Source organism: Streptomyces sp. NPDC008079 (genome assembly GCF_042957385.1).
Classification (GTDB): domain Bacteria; phylum Actinomycetota; class Actinomycetes; order Streptomycetales; family Streptomycetaceae; genus Actinacidiphila.
The window spans coordinates 128,865-145,155 of sequence record NZ_JBIBIC010000019.1 but is presented as its reverse complement, the minus strand read 5'-3'; the positions used below and the strand labels follow the sequence as shown (position 1 = coordinate 145,155).

Here is a 16,291-nt window from a genome sequence, read left to right as displayed (position 1 = left end):
AGAGCACCGACCAGAGCACCGGCCAGCCCGGCATGCGGCCCGGCCGGAATCCCGGCCAGCGACCCGGCCAGAAATTCGCGTACGCGCCCGCGCCCGAGTCGCGGTCCGTCGTCGACATCGCGCCTTCCTACGGCCTGTTCATCGACGGCGAGTTCACCGCCGCCGCCGACGGCACCGTCTTCAAGTCCGTCTCGCCGTCCAGCGAGGAAGTCCTCGCCGAGGTCGCGCGCGCGGGCGAGGCGGACGTGGACCGCGCGGTGAAGGCGGCCCGCAAGGCGTTCGAGAAGTGGTCCGCGCTGCCGGGCGCCGAGCGCGGCAAGTACCTCTTCAGGATCGCCCGCATCATCCAGGAGCGCTCCCGCGAACTGGCGGTGCTGGAGTCGCTGGACAACGGCAAGCCGATCCGCGAGACCCGCGACGTCGACCTCCCGCTGGTCGCCGCGCACTTCTTCTACTACGCGGGCTGGGCCGACAAGCTGGCGTACGCGGGCTACGGCCCCGACCCGCGCCCGCTCGGCGTGGCCGGCCAGGTCATCCCGTGGAACTTCCCGCTGCTGATGCTGGCCTGGAAGATCGCCCCGGCGCTCGCCGCGGGCAACACGGTGGTGCTCAAGCCCGCCGAGACCACCCCGCTGTCCGCGCTGTTCTTCGCCGACGTCTGCCGCCAGGCGGGCCTCCCGCGCGGTGTCGTCAACATCCTGACGGGGTACGGGGACGCGGGCGCGGCCCTGGTCGCGCACGAGGGCGTGGACAAGGTCGCCTTCACCGGCTCCACCGGGGTCGGCAAGGCCATCGCCCGTACGGTCGCGGGCACGGACAAGAAGGTCACGCTGGAGTTGGGCGGCAAGGCGGCGAACATCGTCTTCGACGACGCCCCGGTCGACCAGGCCGTCGAGGGCATCGTCAACGGCATCTTCTTCAACCAGGGCCATGTCTGCTGCGCGGGCTCCCGGCTGCTGGTCCAGGAGTCGGTGCAGGACGAGGTGCTCGACGCGCTCAAGCGGCGGATGGCGACGCTGCGGGTCGGCGACCCGCTGGACAAGAACACCGACATCGGCGCGATCAACTCGGCCGAGCAGTTGGCCCGGATCACCGCGCTGGCGCAGGCCGGTGAGGAGGAGGGCGCCGAGCGCTGGGCCCCGGCGTGCGAACTGCCCGACGCCGGTTACTGGTTCGCGCCGACGCTGTTCACCGGCGTCACCCAGGCGCACCGCATCGCCCGCGAGGAGATCTTCGGCCCGGTCCTGTCGGTGCTGACCTTCCGCACCCCGGCCGAGGCGGTCGAGAAGGCCAACAACACCCCGTACGGCCTGTCCGCGGGCATCTGGACCGAGAAGGGCTCGCGCATCCTGTCGATGGCGAACAAGCTCCGGGCCGGTGTGGTGTGGGCGAACACGTTCAACAAGTTCGATCCGGCCTCCCCCTTCGGCGGCTACAAGGAGTCCGGTTACGGCCGCGAGGGCGGTCGGCACGGCCTGGAGGGGTACCTCGATGTCTGACGTCCGCGACGCTCGGCTGAGCGTGTTCAAGACCTACAAGCTGTACGTCGGGGGCAAGTTCCCCCGCAGTGAGAGCGGTCGGGTGTACGAGGTGACGGACTCCAAGGGCGGCGCCTGGCTGGCCAACGCGCCGCAGGCGTCCCGCAAGGACGCGCGGGACGCGGTGGTCGCCGCCCGCAAGGCCGTGTCCGGCTGGTCGGGCGCGACCGCGTACAACCGCGGGCAGGTGCTGTACCGCGTCGCGGAGATGCTGGAGGGGCGGCGCGAGCAGTTCGTCCGCGAGGTCGCGGAGGCCGAGGGGCTCTCCAAGACGAAGGCCGGGGCCGCCGTCGAGGCCGCCGTCGACCGCTGGGTCTGGTACGCGGGCTGGACCGACAAGATCGCCCAGGTGGTAGGGGGCGCCAACCAGGTGGCCGGTCCTTACTTCAACCTCTCGACGCCCGAGCCGACCGGTGTGGTCGCCGTCCTGGCTCCCCAGGACTCGTCCTTCCTCGGCCTCGTCTCGGTCCTCGCCCCGGTGATCGCCACGGGGAACACCGCGGTGGTCGTCGCCTCCGAGCGCTCGCCGCTGCCCGCGCTCTCCCTCGGCGAGGTCCTCGCCACCTCCGACGTGCCGGGCGGCGTCGTCAACATCCTCTCCGGCCGCACCTCCGAGATCGCCGCGCCCCTCGCCGCCCACCAGGACGTCAACGGCCTCGACCTCACCGGCGCCGACGCGGACCTCGCCGCCGAGTTGGAGCGGGGCGCGGCCGACAACTTGAAGCGGGTGCGCCGTCCGGCGCCGGAGGACTGGGGGACGGACCCCGGCCTCTCCCGCCTCACCGCGTGGCTCGAGACCAAAACCGTCTGGCACCCCATCGGCGCCTGACGGGTCCCCCGTAGGGGCGCGAGGAACTGCGCGACAAGCCACGACGTGCGTGCACGTCACCACCCGCCCCGGCGGGGCAGATCGGTGGTCTCCGGACCACCGGCCGGTGGGGGCGGGCAGCGCAGTTCCCCGCGCCCCTAAAAATCGGCCTGCCGTCCCCGGCAAAGGAACCGCTCAGTGCGGGAGGAGTCCCGTGACAGGTCCCACCAGGGGAAGCGTGCCGAGGGAGCCCCCGTTGGTGATCGGAGCGGTCACGGCGGAGGTGGAGACGGGGTGGAAATCGGCGACCTGGGAGCCGACGGCGTTGTCGAGCGGGTCGACACCGGTGTTGCTCAACGGATCGATCGTGAGGTCGCGGACGGGGGCGACGCCCGCGCCGAGTGCGCCGGTGACGTACTGGGTGGGGAGCGCGGAGGTGACGTCGGACGTCGGGAGGGCGTCGGTGGCGCTCTGGGCCGCCGCGAGGGGATCGGCGGCGGCGACACCGGCCGGTACGACGACGGCGGCCGCGGCGGCGGTGAGGGTCAGGGCGAGGGCGGTACGGAGCGAGGGCATGGACCGGTTCCTGTCGACGGGAGTCTTCCTGGCGCAGCGTAACGCAATGACCGCGCAGGGTAGTTGTCCTACGGCGGGTCGTCCCCCGGCCGGGGATACGGGACAATTGTTCTCCGTGAGTTCATCCCCGGTGTCGCTTCGCTCCCGTGTGATCCTGCTGACCGGCCCCTCGGGGTCCGGCAAATCGTCCCTCGCCACCCGTGCCGGACTGCCGGTGCTGGCCCTCGACGACTTCTACAAGGCGTGCGACGACCCGACGCTGCCCGCCCTGCCCAGCGGCGCGGGCACCGACTGGGACGCCCCGGGTTCCTGGAACGCGGACGCGGCGCTCGCGGCCGTGGCCGCGCTCTGTGCGGACGGCGCCGCCGACACCCCGGTCTACGACATCGCGACGAGTTCGGTCACCGGCCGTACCCGCCTCGACCTCGGCGGAGCGCCCGTCTTCGTCGCCGAAGGCATCTTCGCCGCCGAGATCGCCGGGCGCTGCCGGGAGCTGGGGCTGCTCGCGGACGCCCTGTGCCTGCGCGGACGCCCGACGACGACCGCGCGCCGGCGTTTCGTACGGGATCTGCGCGAGGCGCGGAAGTCGGTGCCGTTCCTGGTCCGCAGGGGCTGGAACCTCATGCGCGCGGAACGCGCGATCGTGGCCCGTCAGACCGCTCTCGGCTGCCACCCCTGCGGCCGTGACGAGGCGCTGGAACGTATCGCCGCGGCCGTCACCCCCGCGCCCCCGCTGCCCCGCGTCCCGGCCGAGGCGTAACGCCGTAAAGCTGTAAAGCCGTAGAGCTGTACGGCAGTGGACGTACGACAGGGCCGGACGGCATTCCCCTGGCCGTCCGACCCTGCTCCCCCGTACCCCCCCCGTTTCCCCCCTGCTCCCCCGTGTCCCCCCGACCGGCCCCCGTACCGGCGTGTGGAAATCCTTGGCCTTGAGCCGGGCCTCGGACGGCCCTCAGGCGACCAGTTCGCCGAAGGCGTCCTCCTCGTCGCGGCCGAAGCTCAGGGCCTCGTCGTCGCGCATGCGGCGCAGGGAGCGCCAGATGCTGCTCTTGACGGTGCCGACGCTGATCCCGAGGATGTCGGCGATCTCGGGGTCGGTGCGGCCCTCGTAGTAGCGGAGCACGAGCATGGTGCGCTGCTGCTCGGGCAGCCGGGCGAGCGCCTGCCACAGGACGGCGCGCAGTTCGGTGCCGCCCATCTCGTCGGTGTCGCCGACCGTCTCGGGCAGCTCCTCCGTCGGGTACTCGCTGAGCTTGCGCCGCCGCCAGGCGCTGATGTGCAGATTGGTCATGGTGCGCCGCAGGTAGCCGCCGACGGCCGCCTTGTCGCTGATCCGGTCCCAGGCCCGGTAGGTGGAGAACAGGGCGCTCTGGAGCAGGTCCTCGGCCGCGAAGCGGTCCCCGGTGAGGTGGTACGCGGTCGCGTAGAGCGACGCGCGGCGCTCCTGGACGTAGGCGGTGAAGGCCGCTTCGGCCTCGGCCCGCGCCGGGGTGCGGGCGGCGGCGCCGTCGAAGGTGCCGGACGGCTGGTCGGCGGTGGTCGCGGACGGTACGGGCTTCGCCTGGTGCTCGGCGCCGCTGTCGACCGCCGCCATGAACGGCGGGCGGTGCCGGGCGCTCGTCGGGTACGAGGTGCCGCGTCCGGCGCCGCGTACGTACCCCCGTCCGTTCGCGGCGCCGGACTTCTCCGTGGTGCGGACGGCGCAGGTCCCCGTGGAGTGCGCCGAGTGCGTGTGCGTCGCATGAACCGCGGTGTCGGTGGTGATGTGCAGTGTGTTCATGTCCCGCCCCCGTCGTTGGAACCTGATGCGTGGTCTTCGGCGTCGCATCCGGTACGGCGTGCGCTCTTCCGATGTGACAACAGACTGCCGGGCCAGTTTCATGACGCTGTCCGCCGAGTGTCACAGGCCCGTCACAGAGGCCGCGCGCCGCGTGACCGGCCGGTCGGCCCGGGTGCGGCACCGCCGGTCAGCAGGTCACGAGCAGGTCACGCGGACAGGGTCATGTCAGGGCGGAAGGTCCCCGCACTTCATGCGGACGCCGTCGTTAGGCAACAATGACCGGCGTGCCTTTCCTGTTGCTTATCGAGGATGACGACGCCATCCGTACGGGCCTCGAACTCGGCCTGTCCCGTCAGGGTCACCGCGTGGTGGCCGCTGCGACGGGCGAGGACGGCCTGAAGCTGCTCAAGGAGCAGCGCCCCGACCTGATCGTGCTGGACGTGATGCTGCCGGGGATCGACGGGTTCGAGGTGTGCCGGCGCATCCGCCGTACCGACCAGCTCCCGATCATCCTGCTCACCGCGCGCAGCGACGACATCGACGTGGTGGTGGGGCTGGAGTCCGGGGCCGACGACTACGTGATCAAGCCGGTGCAGCCGCGGGTGCTCGACGCCCGCATCCGGGCGGTGCTGCGGCGCGGCGAGCGGGACAGCACCGACTCCGCGGCCTTCGGCGCGATCGTCATCGACCGCAGTGCCATGACGGTGACGAAGGACGGCGAGGACCTTCAGCTCACGCCGACCGAGCTGCGCCTGCTGCTCGAACTGAGCCGCAGGCCGGGACAGGCGCTGTCCCGGCAGCAGTTGCTGCGTCTGGTGTGGGAGCACGACTACCTCGGTGACTCGCGTCTCGTCGACGCGTGTGTGCAGCGGCTGCGCGCCAAGATCGAGGACGTGCCGTCGTCACCGACCCTGATCCGTACGGTCAGAGGCGTGGGATACCGCCTGGACACGCCCCAGTGACATCGCGGTTCGGCGACGGGAACGGCGGGCACGGCGGGAAGGATCGGCACGACCGGCAGGATCGGCACGACGACCCCTCTGAGAGCGGCCCGACCGACAACGGCCCTTCGGACGACGGCGGTTCCGACGGCACCGCCACCGCCACCGTCACCGCCACCGGCACCGGTACCGGCTCCGCCACCGGCCAGGAACGCGACCGGGGCTGGAACTGGTCGCCCGGCATGGTGCGTTGGACGAGTCTGCGGCTGCGCCTGGTCGCGGTCTTCGCGGCCGTCGCGCTCACGGCCGCCGTCTCCGTCTCCGGCATCGCGTACTGGCTCAACCGCGACGCGGTGCTGACCCGCGCGCAGAACAGCGCGCTGAACGACTTCCGTGACTCCTTGCAGCGCAACGCGGCCTCGCTGCCGGTCTCACCGACCTGCGAGTCGCTGAACACCGCGGCGGGCCGGATCGGCGGACCCGACACGTACCAGGTGGTGCTGATCGACACGACGCGGGACAACGCGCCGTGCGCCGCGCCCTCCAACCGGGACGTGTTCACGCTGGACGACGTGCCTGCGCAGTTGCAGCGGGCGGTCAACACCCCGGACGCCAAGGACCACAACCGCTACCACCTGCGGTGGATGCGGATCTCGTTGCAGGGCCGCCCGTATCTGGTGGCGGGCGCGCGGATCAACGACGACGGCGCGACCGGCTACATGCTCAAGTCGCTGGACGCGGAGCGCAAGGACCTCAACTCCCTCGCCTGGTCGCTGGGGATCGCGACCCTGCTCGCTCTGGTGGGCGCCGCGCTGCTCGCCCAGGCGGCGGGCTCGACCGTTCTGCGTCCGGTGCGGCGGCTCGGTGAGGCGGCGCAGCGGCTCGGCGAAGGCCACCTGGACACCCGGCTGAAGGTGTCGGGCACCGACGAACTCGCCGAGATGTCACGGACGTTCAACAGCGCGGCCGAGGCGTTGGAGAGCCGCGTCGAGGAGTTGAGCGCGCGGGAGGCGGCCAGCCGCCGCTTCGTGGCCGACATGTCGCACGAGTTGCGCACCCCGCTGACGGCCATCACGGCGGTCACCGATGTGCTGGAGGACGAGGCGGAGGCGCTGGACCCGATGATCGCCCCGGCGGTACGGCTGGTGGTCAGCGAGACGCGGCGGCTGAACGAGTTGGTGGAGACGTTGATGGAGGTCACCCGCTTCGACGCGGGCACCGCGAAGCTGCGGGTCGACGAGGTCGACGTCGCGGACATGGTGATGGCCTGCATGGACGCCAGGGCGTGGGTCGACTCGGTCGAACTGGACGCGCCGCGCGGCCTGCTGGCCACCCTGGACCCGCGACGGCTGGATGTGATCATGGCGAATCTGATCGGGAACGCGCTCAAGCACGGCGGTTCCCCGGTCCGGGTCAGCCTGCGCAGGGAGGGGGGCGCGGACGGCGACGTCGTCATCGCGGTCTCCGACCACGGCCCCGGCATCCCCGAGGACGTCCTCCCGCATGTCTTCGACCGCTTCTACAAGGCCGACGCCTCGCGCGCCCGCTCCGAGGGCAGCGGTCTCGGCCTGTCGATCGCGATGGAGAACGCGCACATCCACGGCGGCGACATCACGGCGGCCAACTCCCCGGACGGCGGCGCGGTCTTCACGCTGCGGCTGCCGGTCAGGCCGCGCACCGACGAGGACGAGGACGACGCGGACGGCGACGGGGGCGCGAACGGCTCGGGCGCCACGGGCACGTCGCAGGGGCCCGGCGGTGACGCGCGATGAGACACCGCCCGACGAAATACCGCCCGCCGAAATACCGCCCGACGAGATACGGCCCGACGAGATACGGCCTGATGAACCACCGCTCGATGAGACGCCGCCCGATGAGCCTCGGCCGGATGAGACATGCGCCACGCAAGGTGCTGGCCGTCGTCCTGCTCGCCGCGCTGCCGCTGATCGGCGGCTGCGGCATCCGGTCGACCACGGTCCCGGTGGACGCGGGGCCCGCGCCGTCACGGGTGTCGTGCGCGGTGCCGCGCGACGGCAAGGCGCCGGAGACGGACACCGTCGTACGCCAGGTGTATCTGGTGTGCAGCATGCAGACCACGCCGGTCAAGCGGAATGTGACGCTGCGGCCGGGCAGGATCGACCGGCTGACGCAGGTCAGGGAGCTGGTCGCGCAGTTGCAGCGCAGCCCGCTGTCGGCCGAGGCGCAGGCCGGTTTCTCCACCGAGGTGCCGGGCAGCCTGGAGATCCTGGGGCCGTTCAAGGGCGATCCCGAGAACGCGCTGCGGCTGAACCAGCCGGTGGACGAGCTGCCGTCGTTCGCGCTCGCGCAGATCGTCTGCACGCTCGTCGACGACCCGTCGGTCACCGGCGACGGCGGTGTGGTGCTCGGCGGCGACGACCCCGACAGCAAGCCGCGCCGCTACGCCTGCACGCCCGACCTGCGGACCCGCCCGGACGCCGCGGACAGCGCGGGAACCGCGGTGGGGTGAAGCCGCGTCTTGGAGGGCGTGCGGCACGAAGGCTCCATTTTCAGGGTGCGCGCGGCCGGGCTGCTGCTCACCGCCGCGTACCTCGCTTTCGTCGCCTGGCTGCTGCTGCGTCCGCATTACGTGGCGTGGGTGCCCGCGCCGAATCTGCGGCCGTTCGGCACGATCCGCGCCGACCTGGCGATGAGCGCGGGCGAGGCGGCCCGGCGGATCGCCGAGGGCCTGGGTCTGCTCGCGCCGCTGGGCGTGCTGCTGCCGATGGCGGGCGGCCGGGTCCGCACCTCGGGCTTCGCGTCCTTCGCGCGGACGGTCTTCGCCTCGCTGATGGTGTCGCTGACCCTGGAATTCCTTCAGACGATGGTGCCGGGCCAGCTCTTCGACGTGGACGCGCTGCTGCTCAACACGGCGGGCGTGGCGCTGGCGCACCTCCTGGTGGTGCCGCCCGCGCGGCGCGCGCTGCGCAGGCGCGAGGCACGCAAGCGGGCCGCGCCCCCTGCCGAGGATCGCTCGGCGGGGGCGCGGCCCGTGGGGGTCTGACCGGTCGGCCGACGTACCGAGGCGGTACGCGCGGAGGCGGTACGCGCCGAGGCGGTACGTACTCCGGCCGGTGCCTGCCTGCTTGCTCCGTGCCGACGCGGAGACGCGCCGACGTGCCGACGTGCGTACGTGGAGACGCGCCGACGTGTCCGCGTATCTCCGCGCCGACGTGTCCGCGGCCTACTTGCCGGTGAGGCCGCCGACCGGGAGGCCGCCGAGGAGGCCGTTCGCCGGGCTGACCTGGTTGCCGGAGGGCAGCAGCTTGCCCGGGTTGCCGGGGAGCGCGGAGGTGCCGTTGGTCAGCGCCTGCTGCGCGCCGTTGGCGCTGTCGGCGGCGCCGGGCAGGAGCTTGGCGGCGGTGCCGACCGGAGTCCCGTCGAGCACGGTGGGCGAACCGGCGTGGCCGAGCAGCGAACCGGCCTGGTCGGTGATCGGCAGGGCCGGGAGGGAGGCCGCGGAGGCGGTGCCCGCCGCGGCGGCGGCGAAGGCGAGGCCGAGCACGGTGGTGGCGAGGGTCTTCTGGGTACGGGTCTGCATGACTTCGGAACGTAGTCAGATGTTGACCGGCCGTGCAAACGGCGTGGCGCGGCCGTCACCCCTCGGGCCGGCCGCGCCGTGAAGGTGTTCCGTCAGCCCTCGTCGGGCACGGAATCGCTGGCCAGGGTCGGTGCGGCGGCCGACTGCCGGAACAGCCACTCGGCCTTCAGCTCCGCGTACCCCGGCTTGATCACCTCATTGATCATGGCCAGACGTTCATCGAAAGGGATGAACGCTGATTTCATCGCATTGACGGTAAACCACTGCATGTCATCGAGGGTGTAGTCGAACGCCTCCACGAGGTGCTCGAACTCCTGACTCATGCTGGTGCCGGACATCAGCCGGTTGTCGGTGTTGACGGTGACCCGGAAGTGCAGCCGCCGCAGCAGACCGATCGGGTGCTCGGCGTACGAGCTGGCCGCGCCGGTCTGGAGGTTGGAGGTGGGGCACATCTCCAGCGGCACGCGCTTGTCGCGCACGTACGACGCCAGGCGGCCGAGCTTGACCTGGTCGCCGCGCCCGTCGGAGGAGATGTCGTCGATGATCCGCACGCCGTGCCCGAGCCGGTCGGCGCCGCACCACTGGAGCGCCTGCCAGATGGACGGCAGGCCGAACGCCTCGCCCGCGTGGATCGTGAAGTGGTTGTTCTCGCGCTTCAGGTACTCGAAGGCGTCCAGGTGCCGGGTGGGCGGGTAACCGGCCTCGGCGCCCGCGATGTCGAAGCCGACGACGCCCAGGTCCCGGTAGCGGTTGGCCAGTTCGGCGATCTCCTGGGAGCGGGCGGCGTGCCGCATCGCGGTCAGCAGCGCGCCGACGCGAATCCGGTGGCCGTCCTCGCGCGCCCGGCGCTCGCCTTCCCTGAAGCCCTCGTTGACCGCCTCGACGACCTCTTCGAGGGTCAGGCCGCGCTCCAGGTGCTGCTCGGGCGCGTACCGGATCTCGGCGTAGACCACGCCGTCGGCCGCCAGGTCCTGCGCGCACTCGGCGGCGACCCGTACCAGCGCGTCCCGCGTCTGCATCACGGCGCAGGTGTGCGCGAACGTCTCCAGATACCGCTCCAGCGAACCGGAGTCGGCGGCCTCGCGGAACCACGCGCCGAGCTTGTCCGGATCGGTCTCGGGCAGCGCGTCGTAACCGGTCGCGCGCGCGATGTCCACGATCGTGCCCGGGCGCAGGCCGCCGTCGAGGTGGTCGTGGAGCAGCGCCTTGGGGGCGCGGCGGATCTGTTCCGGGGTGGGAGTGCTCGGTTTGGGGTTCTGCATGCTCAAACGATAGCCCCTACGCGCGTAGATATCGCGCTGCGCCCAACAATTTTCCGCCCGGCCATACAGTGCACACCCCTGCGTCTGCCATCGTTGCGCCATGGCTTCCCAAGCATTACCGGCGCGTGGCGCACGATTGGGCCGCCCGGTGCCGTCCGGGCTGGTGCCCGCGCCGAGGCAGCGCGAACACGATACCGGCGCCACGGTGCGCGCCGTCGTGCTCGCCCTGCCCGGCGGTGACGCGCTGAGCACCCGGCGCCGCTCCCCGGTGGCGGCGGCCGTCATGTGGCCGCTGGCCCGCCATCTCGTCCGCGAGGGGGCCGCCGACGGGGTGGCCGCGCACGTCGTGCACTACCGCTTCCGCGGCTGGAACGGCGGTCACGCGCATCCGGCCGAGGACGCCGAGTGGGCGGTCGGCGAGGCCGTACGGCGCTACGGTGACGTGCCCGTCTGCCTCGTCGGCATGGACATGGGCGCGCGGGCCGCCCTCCACGCCGCCGGTCACCCCGCCGTGACCTCCGTCGTCGCGCTCTCTCCGTGGCTGCCGCGCGGTGCCGAGCCCGAGCCGGTCAAGCAGCTCATCGGGCGGCGCGTGCTGCTCGTCCACGGCACCGAGGACGAGTCCACCGCGCCCGACATCTCCTACGGCTTCGCCGAACGCCTCAAGAAGGTCAACCGCGACACCTGCCGCTTCGAGGTGCACTCCGACGGTCACGGCCTCCACCAGCACCGCAGCGAGGTCTTCGCCCTCACCTCCGATTTCGTCCTCGGCTCCCTTCTCGACCGGCCCCACGCCCGGCCCATCGCCGACGCCCTCGCGGCTCCGCCGCCTCTCGGCCTCCGCATGCCCCTGGCCTCCGGCTTCGGCAAGTCCCTCCGCGTCTGACCCGCCCCCTTACGGCCCCGTCAGGGGCGAGGCCCCTGTTCCCGCGCCTGGCGGAGGTACGTGCCCCGTAGGGGCGCGGGGACGCGCGCCGCGCGGACGGAGGTGAGTGCCCCGTAGGGGCGCGGGGAACTGCGCCGCGCGGACGGAGGTGAGTGCCCCGTAGGGGCGCGGGGAACTGCGCGGCCAGCCCACCACAGGCCGGTGGTCGCGAAACGCACAGCGTCTGCCCCACTGGGGCGGTTGTTTACCCGCGCCGCCGTCGTGGCTGAGCGCGCAGTTCCCCGCGCCCCTAAAAAACATGGGCTGGCGTCCCACGCCAAGGAACCGTACAGGGGCCGCGCCCCAAAGGCGTCGGGCTTCGCCCTCCGCAGGAGACCGGCTCAGGCCGGCAGAAGGGTGCCCGTCTGGGCGAGCAGGAAGGCACGGAAAGCCGCGACCGGGGGCGGGGCCGGGGCACCGTCGAGCCAGGCGAGGCCGATCTCACGGACGGCTCTGCGGCCGGTGAGGTCGAGTTCGGCAACGCCCGGGCGGGGCACGGCGGGTGGCGGGAGGACAGCGACGCCGAGACCCGCGGCGACCAGGCCGCGCAGCGTCTCGGCCTCCTCGCCCTCGAAGGCGACCCTCGGCGTGAACCCGGCCTCGGCGCACAAGGCGTCGGTGATGCGCCGCAGCCCGTAGCCCGGTTCGAGCGTGACGAACACCTCGGCGGCGGCCTCGGCGAGCCGCACGCGCTTGCGGCCGGCGAGCCGGTGCCCGGCGGGGACGACGAGCCGCAGCCGCTGCTCGTCGAGTTTGCGGACGACGAGACCCGCCTCGTCCGGCGGCGGGGACGTCAGGCAGAGGTCGAGTTCGCCCAGCCGCAGGCGCTCCAGCATGGCCTCGCCGTACGTCTGCACGAGCTGGAAGCGGACGCGCGGATACTCGGCGCGGAAGGCGCGCAGGAGGGAGGGGACGGTCTCGGGCCCGAGCGTGTGGAGGAACCCGAAGGCGACCCGCCCGCTGTCGGGATCGGCGTCGAGGCGTACGGACTCGGCGGACCGTTCCACCTCGGCGAGCGCCCGCTCGGCGGCGGCGCGGAAGGTGACCCCGGCGCGGGTGAGGCGGACGGCGCGGCCGTGGCGGGCGAAGAGGGCGACACCGAGATCGGCTTCGAGGCGGGCCAGCGCGCGGCTGAGCGTCGACTGCGGCATGCCCAACTCCTGGGCGGCGCGCGTCACATGCTCGTGCCGCGCCACGGCCGCGAACTGCGCGAGGCGCGGTGCCAGCAGCGCGCCCCAGGACTCCGGGTCCGGCCTCGTACCGGCTGTGTCGGCCACCGTATATGCCCCCTCCACCTGCGCTCATGCACCAGTGCATCAATCATGCACGATCTGTGCATTGGACGCATAAATGTGGACGCCCCTACGGTCGTGACATGTCACCCGCCGATACCGGGGCGGTCGCCGCGACCCGCGCGAACGCCCGAGCCCGAACGCAGGCCGCCACCACGGCCGATGACCGGCTCCGCCCCGGCTCCCCCGGCTACCGCCGCGCCAACCTCGCGCTGTTCGCCGCGGGACTGGCCACCTTCGCCCTGCTCTACTCCACGCAGGCGCTGCTGCCCGCCCTGTCCTCCGGCCTGTCGCTGAGCCCCGCGCGGGCCAGCCTCACCGTCTCGGCGACGACGGCCGCGCTGGCCGTCGCGCTCCTGCCGGTCAGCGCCCTCAGCGAGAAGTACGGCCGTACGCCGGTGATGACGGCCTCCGTCTTCGCCGCCTCGCTGCTCGCCCTCGCCGTGCCCTTCGCGCCCGACCTGGCCGTCCTCGTCGCGCTGCGCGCCGTGCAGGGCGTGGCGCTCGCCGGGCTGCCCGCGACCGCGATGGCGTATCTCGCCGAGGAGGTCCACCCGGCCGCCGTCCCCTCCGCGATCGGCCTGTACGTGGCGGGCAACTCCATCGGCGGCATGAGCTCGCGCGTCGTCGGCGGGGTCCTCTCCGAGGCGTTCGGCTGGCGCGCCGCGCTCTTCGCCGTCGGCCTGTCGGCGCTGGCCTGCGCGGTCGCCTTCCGGCTGCTCGTGCCGCCCGCCCGGCACTTCACGCCGGGACCCGTGCGTCCGGCCGCGCTGTGGCGCACGGTCACCGGGCACCTCGGCGACCCGCTGCTGCGCGGCCTCTACGCGATCGGCCTGCTCTTCATGGCGGTCTTCGGCGCCGTCTACACCGTCCTCGGCTACCGGCTGACCGCCGCGCCCTTCGGCCTCTCCCAGACCGCCGTCGGCGCGATCTTCCTCGTCTACCTCGTCGGTACGGCCGCCTCCGCCGCGTCCGGCGCGCTCCTCGCCCGTACGGGCCTGCGCGGCGCCTTCACCGTCGCCGCCGTACTGTGCGCCGCCGGGCTGCTGCTCACCCTGTCCGGGTCCCTGGCCCTGATCCTGCTCGGGCTCGTCCTGGTCACGGCCGGTTTCTTCACCGGCCACTCGGCCGCCTCCGGCGCGGTCAGCCGGACGGCCCTCACGGGCCGCGCGCAGGCGTCCGCGCTCTACCTGACCGCGTACTACATCGGCAACAGCCTCGGCGGCACGCTCGGCGCCGGCGCGTTCCACGCCGGGGGGTGGGGCGCGACGGTGTCGCTCGCGCTGGCGACCGTCGGCGCCGTCGGGCTCGTCGCGGGCCTCGCGCTCAGGCGGCCGGGCGCCGCCACGCCGTGACGTCCAGCTTTCCGGTGGTGCCCAAGTCGACCATCATCGTGACGCGTTGGGGCGGGGCGTCCTTGACCGGCGTGATCTCCAGGTATTCGCCCGTGCTCGCCGCGACCGTGATGTCCGTCACCGTGTTGCGCCACACCAGCACTGTCAACGCCCGCTGTCCCGGCCGCAGTTCGATATGTGTCGGGGCCGGGTCGTCGATGCCGGTCGTGATCGACAAGCCCTGATGGACCGTCACCTTCAGGCGCTCGCGCGCCTTGTCCAGGACATACGTCCGCGGGTAACCCTCCACCGTGCGCGGCGACTTCCCGCAGTTCGTCACGTAGACGGCCATCGCCCGCAGGCCCATCGCGGCGTCCGGTTCCTCACCGGTGACGGCCAGGCCGCCCTCCGGACACGGCGGTTCCGTCACCACCGGCGCCGGCGCGGGGGGTGCCGCGTCCGTCGGCAGCCCCACGGCCGCCTCGGACCCCGCGTCCGTCCCGCACCCGCCCACCGCCAACACCGTTGCGGCCGCCGCCGCCACCGCCCACGTCCTCATCCCCACCATCCGCCGATCCTGACACATCCCCGGGGAGCCCCTCCGGGGCGGTGAGCCGATCTTCTACGGGGCGCGGCCCCGACGCCCCTTCCACCCGGGGCGGTGGGCCGATCCTTTAGGGGCGCGGCCCCGGACGCCCCCTTCACCCAGGGCGGTGGGCCGATCCTTTAAGGGGCGCGGGGAACTGCGCGGCCCGCCCCCACCGGCCGGTGGTCCGGGGACAACCGAACTGCCCCTCTGGGGCGGGTGGTGACGTGCACGCACGTCGTGGCTTGTCGCGCAGTTCCCCGCACCCCTAAAGGCCAGGCCCTGCGCAAAGGCACCGCGCCACCGGCGCCCCTAAAAACCAGGCCCTGCGCAAAGGCACCGCGCCCCCCCGCGCCCCTAAAAACCAGGCCCTGCGCAGAGGCAGCGGGCCCGGTGCCGGGGCCTAGACGATGCGGTCGAGGATGATCGGGCGGGGGGAGAAGGAGGCACCCTCCGGGGCAACGGAGAAGGAGCCGTCGAGGGCTTCCTCCGCGTACGGAAACTTTTCCGGCGTGTCGGTGTGGAGGGTCAGGAGGGGCTGGCCCGCTACGACGGAGTCGCCCGGTTTGGCGTGCAGCTCGACCCCGGCCCCCGCCTGGACGGAGTCCTCCTTGCGGGCGCGGCCGGCGCCGAGCCGCCAGGCGGCGACGCCGACGGCGTAGGCGTCGAGGGAGGTGAGGACGCCGGAGGCGGGCGCGGGGACGACGAGGGTTTCGCGGGCCACCGGGAGCGGAGCGGAAGGGTCACCGCCCTGGGCGCGGATCATGCGGCGCCAGACGTCCATGGCGGAGCCGTCGGCGAGCGCCTTGGCGGGGTCGGCGTCGGGAAGCCCGGCGGCGGCCAGCATCTCGCGGGCGAGCGCCAGGGTCAGCTCGACGACATCGGCGGGGCCGCCACCGGCCAGCACCTCGACGGATTCGCGGACTTCGAGCGCGTTGCCCGCGGTGAGCCCGAGGGGTACGGACATGTCGGTGAGCAGGGCGACCGTGCGGACGCCGTGGTCGGTGCCGAGCCCGACCATGGTGGACGCCAACTCCCGTGCGTCCTCGAGGGACTTCATGAAGGCGCCGGAGCCGACCTTGACGTCGAGCACGAGCGACCCGGTGCCCTCGGCGATCTTCTTGGACATGATCGAGGAGGCGATCAGCGGGATGGCCTCGACCGTCCCGGTCACGTCGCGCAGCGCGTACAGCTTCTTGTCGGCGGGCGCGAGCCCGTCCCCGGCGGCGCAGATGACGGCGCCGACGTCGTCCAGGACGGCCAGCATCTCCTCGTTGGAGATCGAGGCGCGCCAGCCGGGGATGGATTCGAGCTTGTCGAGGGTGCCCCCGGTGTGCCCGAGGCCGCGCCCGGAGAGCTGCGGGACGGCGGCGCCGCACGCGGCGACCAGCGGGGCCAGCGGCAGCGTGATCTTGTCGCCGACGCCGCCGGTGGAGTGCTTGTCCGCGGTGGGGCGGGTGAGCGCCGAGAAGTCCATCCGCTCACCGGAGTCGATCATCGCGGCGGTCCAGCGGGCGATCTCGGCGCGGTCCATGCCGTTGAGCAGGATGGCCATGGCGAGCGCCGACATCTGCTCGTCGGCGACGGCACCGCGCGTGTAGGCGTCGATGACCCAGTCGATCTGGTCGTCGCTCAGCCTCTGGCGGTCCCGCTTGGTACGGATGACGGAAATGACGTCCACGAATAGTCC

At 72.7% G+C, this 16,291-nt stretch carries 16 protein-coding genes; 9 read left to right on the top strand and 7 right to left on the bottom strand.

Annotation, left to right across the window (positions count from 1 at the left end; translation table 11 throughout):
* Positions 1–32: 32 nt before the first annotated feature.
* The gene (locus ACFZAM_RS30450; protein WP_391050583.1) at positions 33–1,499 is read left to right on the top strand and encodes an aldehyde dehydrogenase family protein; all 1,467 of its coding nucleotides are present in this window, start codon (positions 33–35) and stop codon (positions 1,497–1,499) included.
* A complete protein-coding gene (locus ACFZAM_RS30445; RefSeq protein WP_391050537.1) occupies positions 1,492–2,367 on the top strand; it encodes an aldehyde dehydrogenase family protein in 876 nt (291 codons plus the stop codon). The genes ACFZAM_RS30450 and ACFZAM_RS30445 overlap by 8 nt, the downstream gene beginning before the upstream one ends.
* 174 nt (positions 2,368–2,541) lie before the next feature.
* Here ACFZAM_RS30445 and ACFZAM_RS30440 read toward each other — a convergent pair whose 3' ends face one another.
* A complete protein-coding gene (locus ACFZAM_RS30440) occupies positions 2,542–2,922 on the bottom strand; it encodes a hypothetical protein (protein WP_355336906.1) in 381 nt (126 codons plus the stop codon).
* A 115-nt stretch (positions 2,923–3,037) separates the two neighbouring features.
* Here ACFZAM_RS30440 and ACFZAM_RS30435 point away from each other — a divergent pair, with 115 nt between their 5' ends.
* Positions 3,038–3,682: an ATP-binding protein gene (locus ACFZAM_RS30435; protein ID WP_391050535.1), complete on the top strand. Its 645-nt coding sequence runs from the start codon at positions 3,038–3,040 to the stop codon at positions 3,680–3,682.
* A gap of 192 nt (positions 3,683–3,874) precedes the next feature.
* Here the strand turns inward: ACFZAM_RS30435 and ACFZAM_RS30430 are convergent, their stop codons facing one another.
* Positions 3,875–4,702 (bottom strand): SigE family RNA polymerase sigma factor, encoded by an 828-nt coding sequence (locus ACFZAM_RS30430; protein ID WP_355336904.1) that lies wholly within the window; start codon positions 4,700–4,702, stop codon positions 3,875–3,877.
* A gap of 284 nt (positions 4,703–4,986) precedes the next feature.
* Between ACFZAM_RS30430 and ACFZAM_RS30425 the strand changes: the two genes are divergently transcribed.
* The 4 genes from ACFZAM_RS30425 to ACFZAM_RS30410 all read left to right on the top strand — a co-directional run bounded on the left by ACFZAM_RS30425 (position 4,987) and on the right by ACFZAM_RS30410 (position 8,665).
* A complete protein-coding gene (locus ACFZAM_RS30425) occupies positions 4,987–5,664 on the top strand; it encodes a response regulator (RefSeq protein ID WP_188279231.1) in 678 nt (225 codons plus the stop codon).
* Between the two features lie 221 nt (positions 5,665–5,885).
* Positions 5,886–7,415 carry an ATP-binding protein gene (locus ACFZAM_RS30420; protein ID WP_391050581.1) on the top strand — a complete coding sequence of 510 codons (1,530 nt, stop codon included), beginning with the start codon at positions 5,886–5,888 and terminating at the stop codon, positions 7,413–7,415.
* Between the two features lie 116 nt (positions 7,416–7,531).
* A complete protein-coding gene (locus ACFZAM_RS30415; protein WP_391050533.1) occupies positions 7,532–8,131 on the top strand; it encodes a hypothetical protein in 600 nt (199 codons plus the stop codon).
* 45 nt (positions 8,132–8,176) lie between these two features.
* Positions 8,177–8,665, top strand: a complete 489-nt coding sequence (locus ACFZAM_RS30410; protein ID WP_355336902.1) for a VanZ family protein — start codon at positions 8,177–8,179, stop codon at positions 8,663–8,665.
* Positions 8,666–8,845: 180 nt separating this feature from the next.
* Here ACFZAM_RS30410 and ACFZAM_RS30405 read toward each other — a convergent pair whose 3' ends face one another.
* Positions 8,846–9,202, bottom strand: coding sequence for an ATP-binding protein (locus tag ACFZAM_RS30405; RefSeq protein WP_355336901.1), 357 nt, complete (start codon positions 9,200–9,202; stop codon positions 8,846–8,848).
* A 92-nt stretch (positions 9,203–9,294) separates the two neighbouring features.
* Positions 9,295–10,464 (bottom strand): adenosine deaminase, encoded by a 1,170-nt coding sequence (locus ACFZAM_RS30400; protein ID WP_355336900.1) that lies wholly within the window; start codon positions 10,462–10,464, stop codon positions 9,295–9,297.
* Between the two features lie 100 nt (positions 10,465–10,564).
* Between ACFZAM_RS30400 and ACFZAM_RS30395 the strand changes: the two genes are divergently transcribed.
* Entirely contained in the window at positions 10,565–11,350 is a 786-nt protein-coding gene (locus ACFZAM_RS30395) for an alpha/beta hydrolase (protein WP_391050530.1), read from the top strand.
* Positions 11,351–11,730: 380 nt separating this feature from the next.
* Here the strand turns inward: ACFZAM_RS30395 and ACFZAM_RS30390 are convergent, their stop codons facing one another.
* Positions 11,731–12,666 carry a LysR substrate-binding domain-containing protein gene (locus tag ACFZAM_RS30390; RefSeq protein WP_391050528.1) on the bottom strand — a complete coding sequence of 312 codons (936 nt, stop codon included), beginning with the start codon at positions 12,664–12,666 and terminating at the stop codon, positions 11,731–11,733.
* Positions 12,667–12,764: 98 nt separating this feature from the next.
* Between ACFZAM_RS30390 and ACFZAM_RS30385 the strand changes: the two genes are divergently transcribed.
* Positions 12,765–14,036, top strand: a complete 1,272-nt coding sequence (locus ACFZAM_RS30385; protein ID WP_391050527.1) for an MFS transporter — start codon at positions 12,765–12,767, stop codon at positions 14,034–14,036.
* On the opposite strand, the gene ACFZAM_RS30380 is transcribed toward ACFZAM_RS30385, so the two are convergent.
* Together ACFZAM_RS30380 and ACFZAM_RS30375 are read right to left on the bottom strand one after the other, a co-directional pair.
* A complete protein-coding gene (locus ACFZAM_RS30380; protein ID WP_391050526.1) occupies positions 14,008–14,445 on the bottom strand; it encodes a DUF4232 domain-containing protein in 438 nt (145 codons plus the stop codon). The genes ACFZAM_RS30385 and ACFZAM_RS30380 overlap by 29 nt on opposite strands.
* A 559-nt stretch (positions 14,446–15,004) precedes the next feature.
* Complete coding sequence (locus tag ACFZAM_RS30375; protein ID WP_391050524.1) at positions 15,005–16,282, bottom strand: thymidine phosphorylase; 1,278 nt, start codon at positions 16,280–16,282, stop codon at positions 15,005–15,007.
* Between the last annotated feature and the right edge of the window lie 9 nt (positions 16,283–16,291).

What these genes read in the sequence shown, in the direction of transcription:
- ACFZAM_RS30430 (WP_355336904.1), bottom strand. Translation starts at nt 4,702, where the DNA reads ATGAACACACTGCACATCACCACCGACACCGCGGTTCATGCGACGCAC.
- ACFZAM_RS30440 (WP_355336906.1), bottom strand. Translation starts at nt 2,922, where the DNA reads ATGCCCTCGCTCCGTACCGCCCTCGCCCTGACCCTCACCGCCGCCGCG.
- ACFZAM_RS30450 (WP_391050583.1), top strand. Translation starts at nt 33, where the DNA reads ATGCGGCCCGGCCGGAATCCCGGCCAGCGACCCGGCCAGAAATTCGCG.
- ACFZAM_RS30400 (WP_355336900.1), bottom strand. Translation starts at nt 10,464, where the DNA reads ATGCAGAACCCCAAACCGAGCACTCCCACCCCGGAACAGATCCGCCGC.
- ACFZAM_RS30405 (WP_355336901.1), bottom strand. Translation starts at nt 9,202, where the DNA reads ATGCAGACCCGTACCCAGAAGACCCTCGCCACCACCGTGCTCGGCCTC.
- ACFZAM_RS30385 (WP_391050527.1), top strand. Translation starts at nt 12,765, where the DNA reads ATGTCACCCGCCGATACCGGGGCGGTCGCCGCGACCCGCGCGAACGCC.
- ACFZAM_RS30395 (WP_391050530.1), top strand. Translation starts at nt 10,565, where the DNA reads ATGGCTTCCCAAGCATTACCGGCGCGTGGCGCACGATTGGGCCGCCCG.
- ACFZAM_RS30445 (WP_391050537.1), top strand. Translation starts at nt 1,492, where the DNA reads ATGTCTGACGTCCGCGACGCTCGGCTGAGCGTGTTCAAGACCTACAAG.
- ACFZAM_RS30415 (WP_391050533.1), top strand. Translation starts at nt 7,532, where the DNA reads ATGAGACATGCGCCACGCAAGGTGCTGGCCGTCGTCCTGCTCGCCGCG.
- ACFZAM_RS30420 (WP_391050581.1), top strand. Translation starts at nt 5,886, where the DNA reads ATGGTGCGTTGGACGAGTCTGCGGCTGCGCCTGGTCGCGGTCTTCGCG.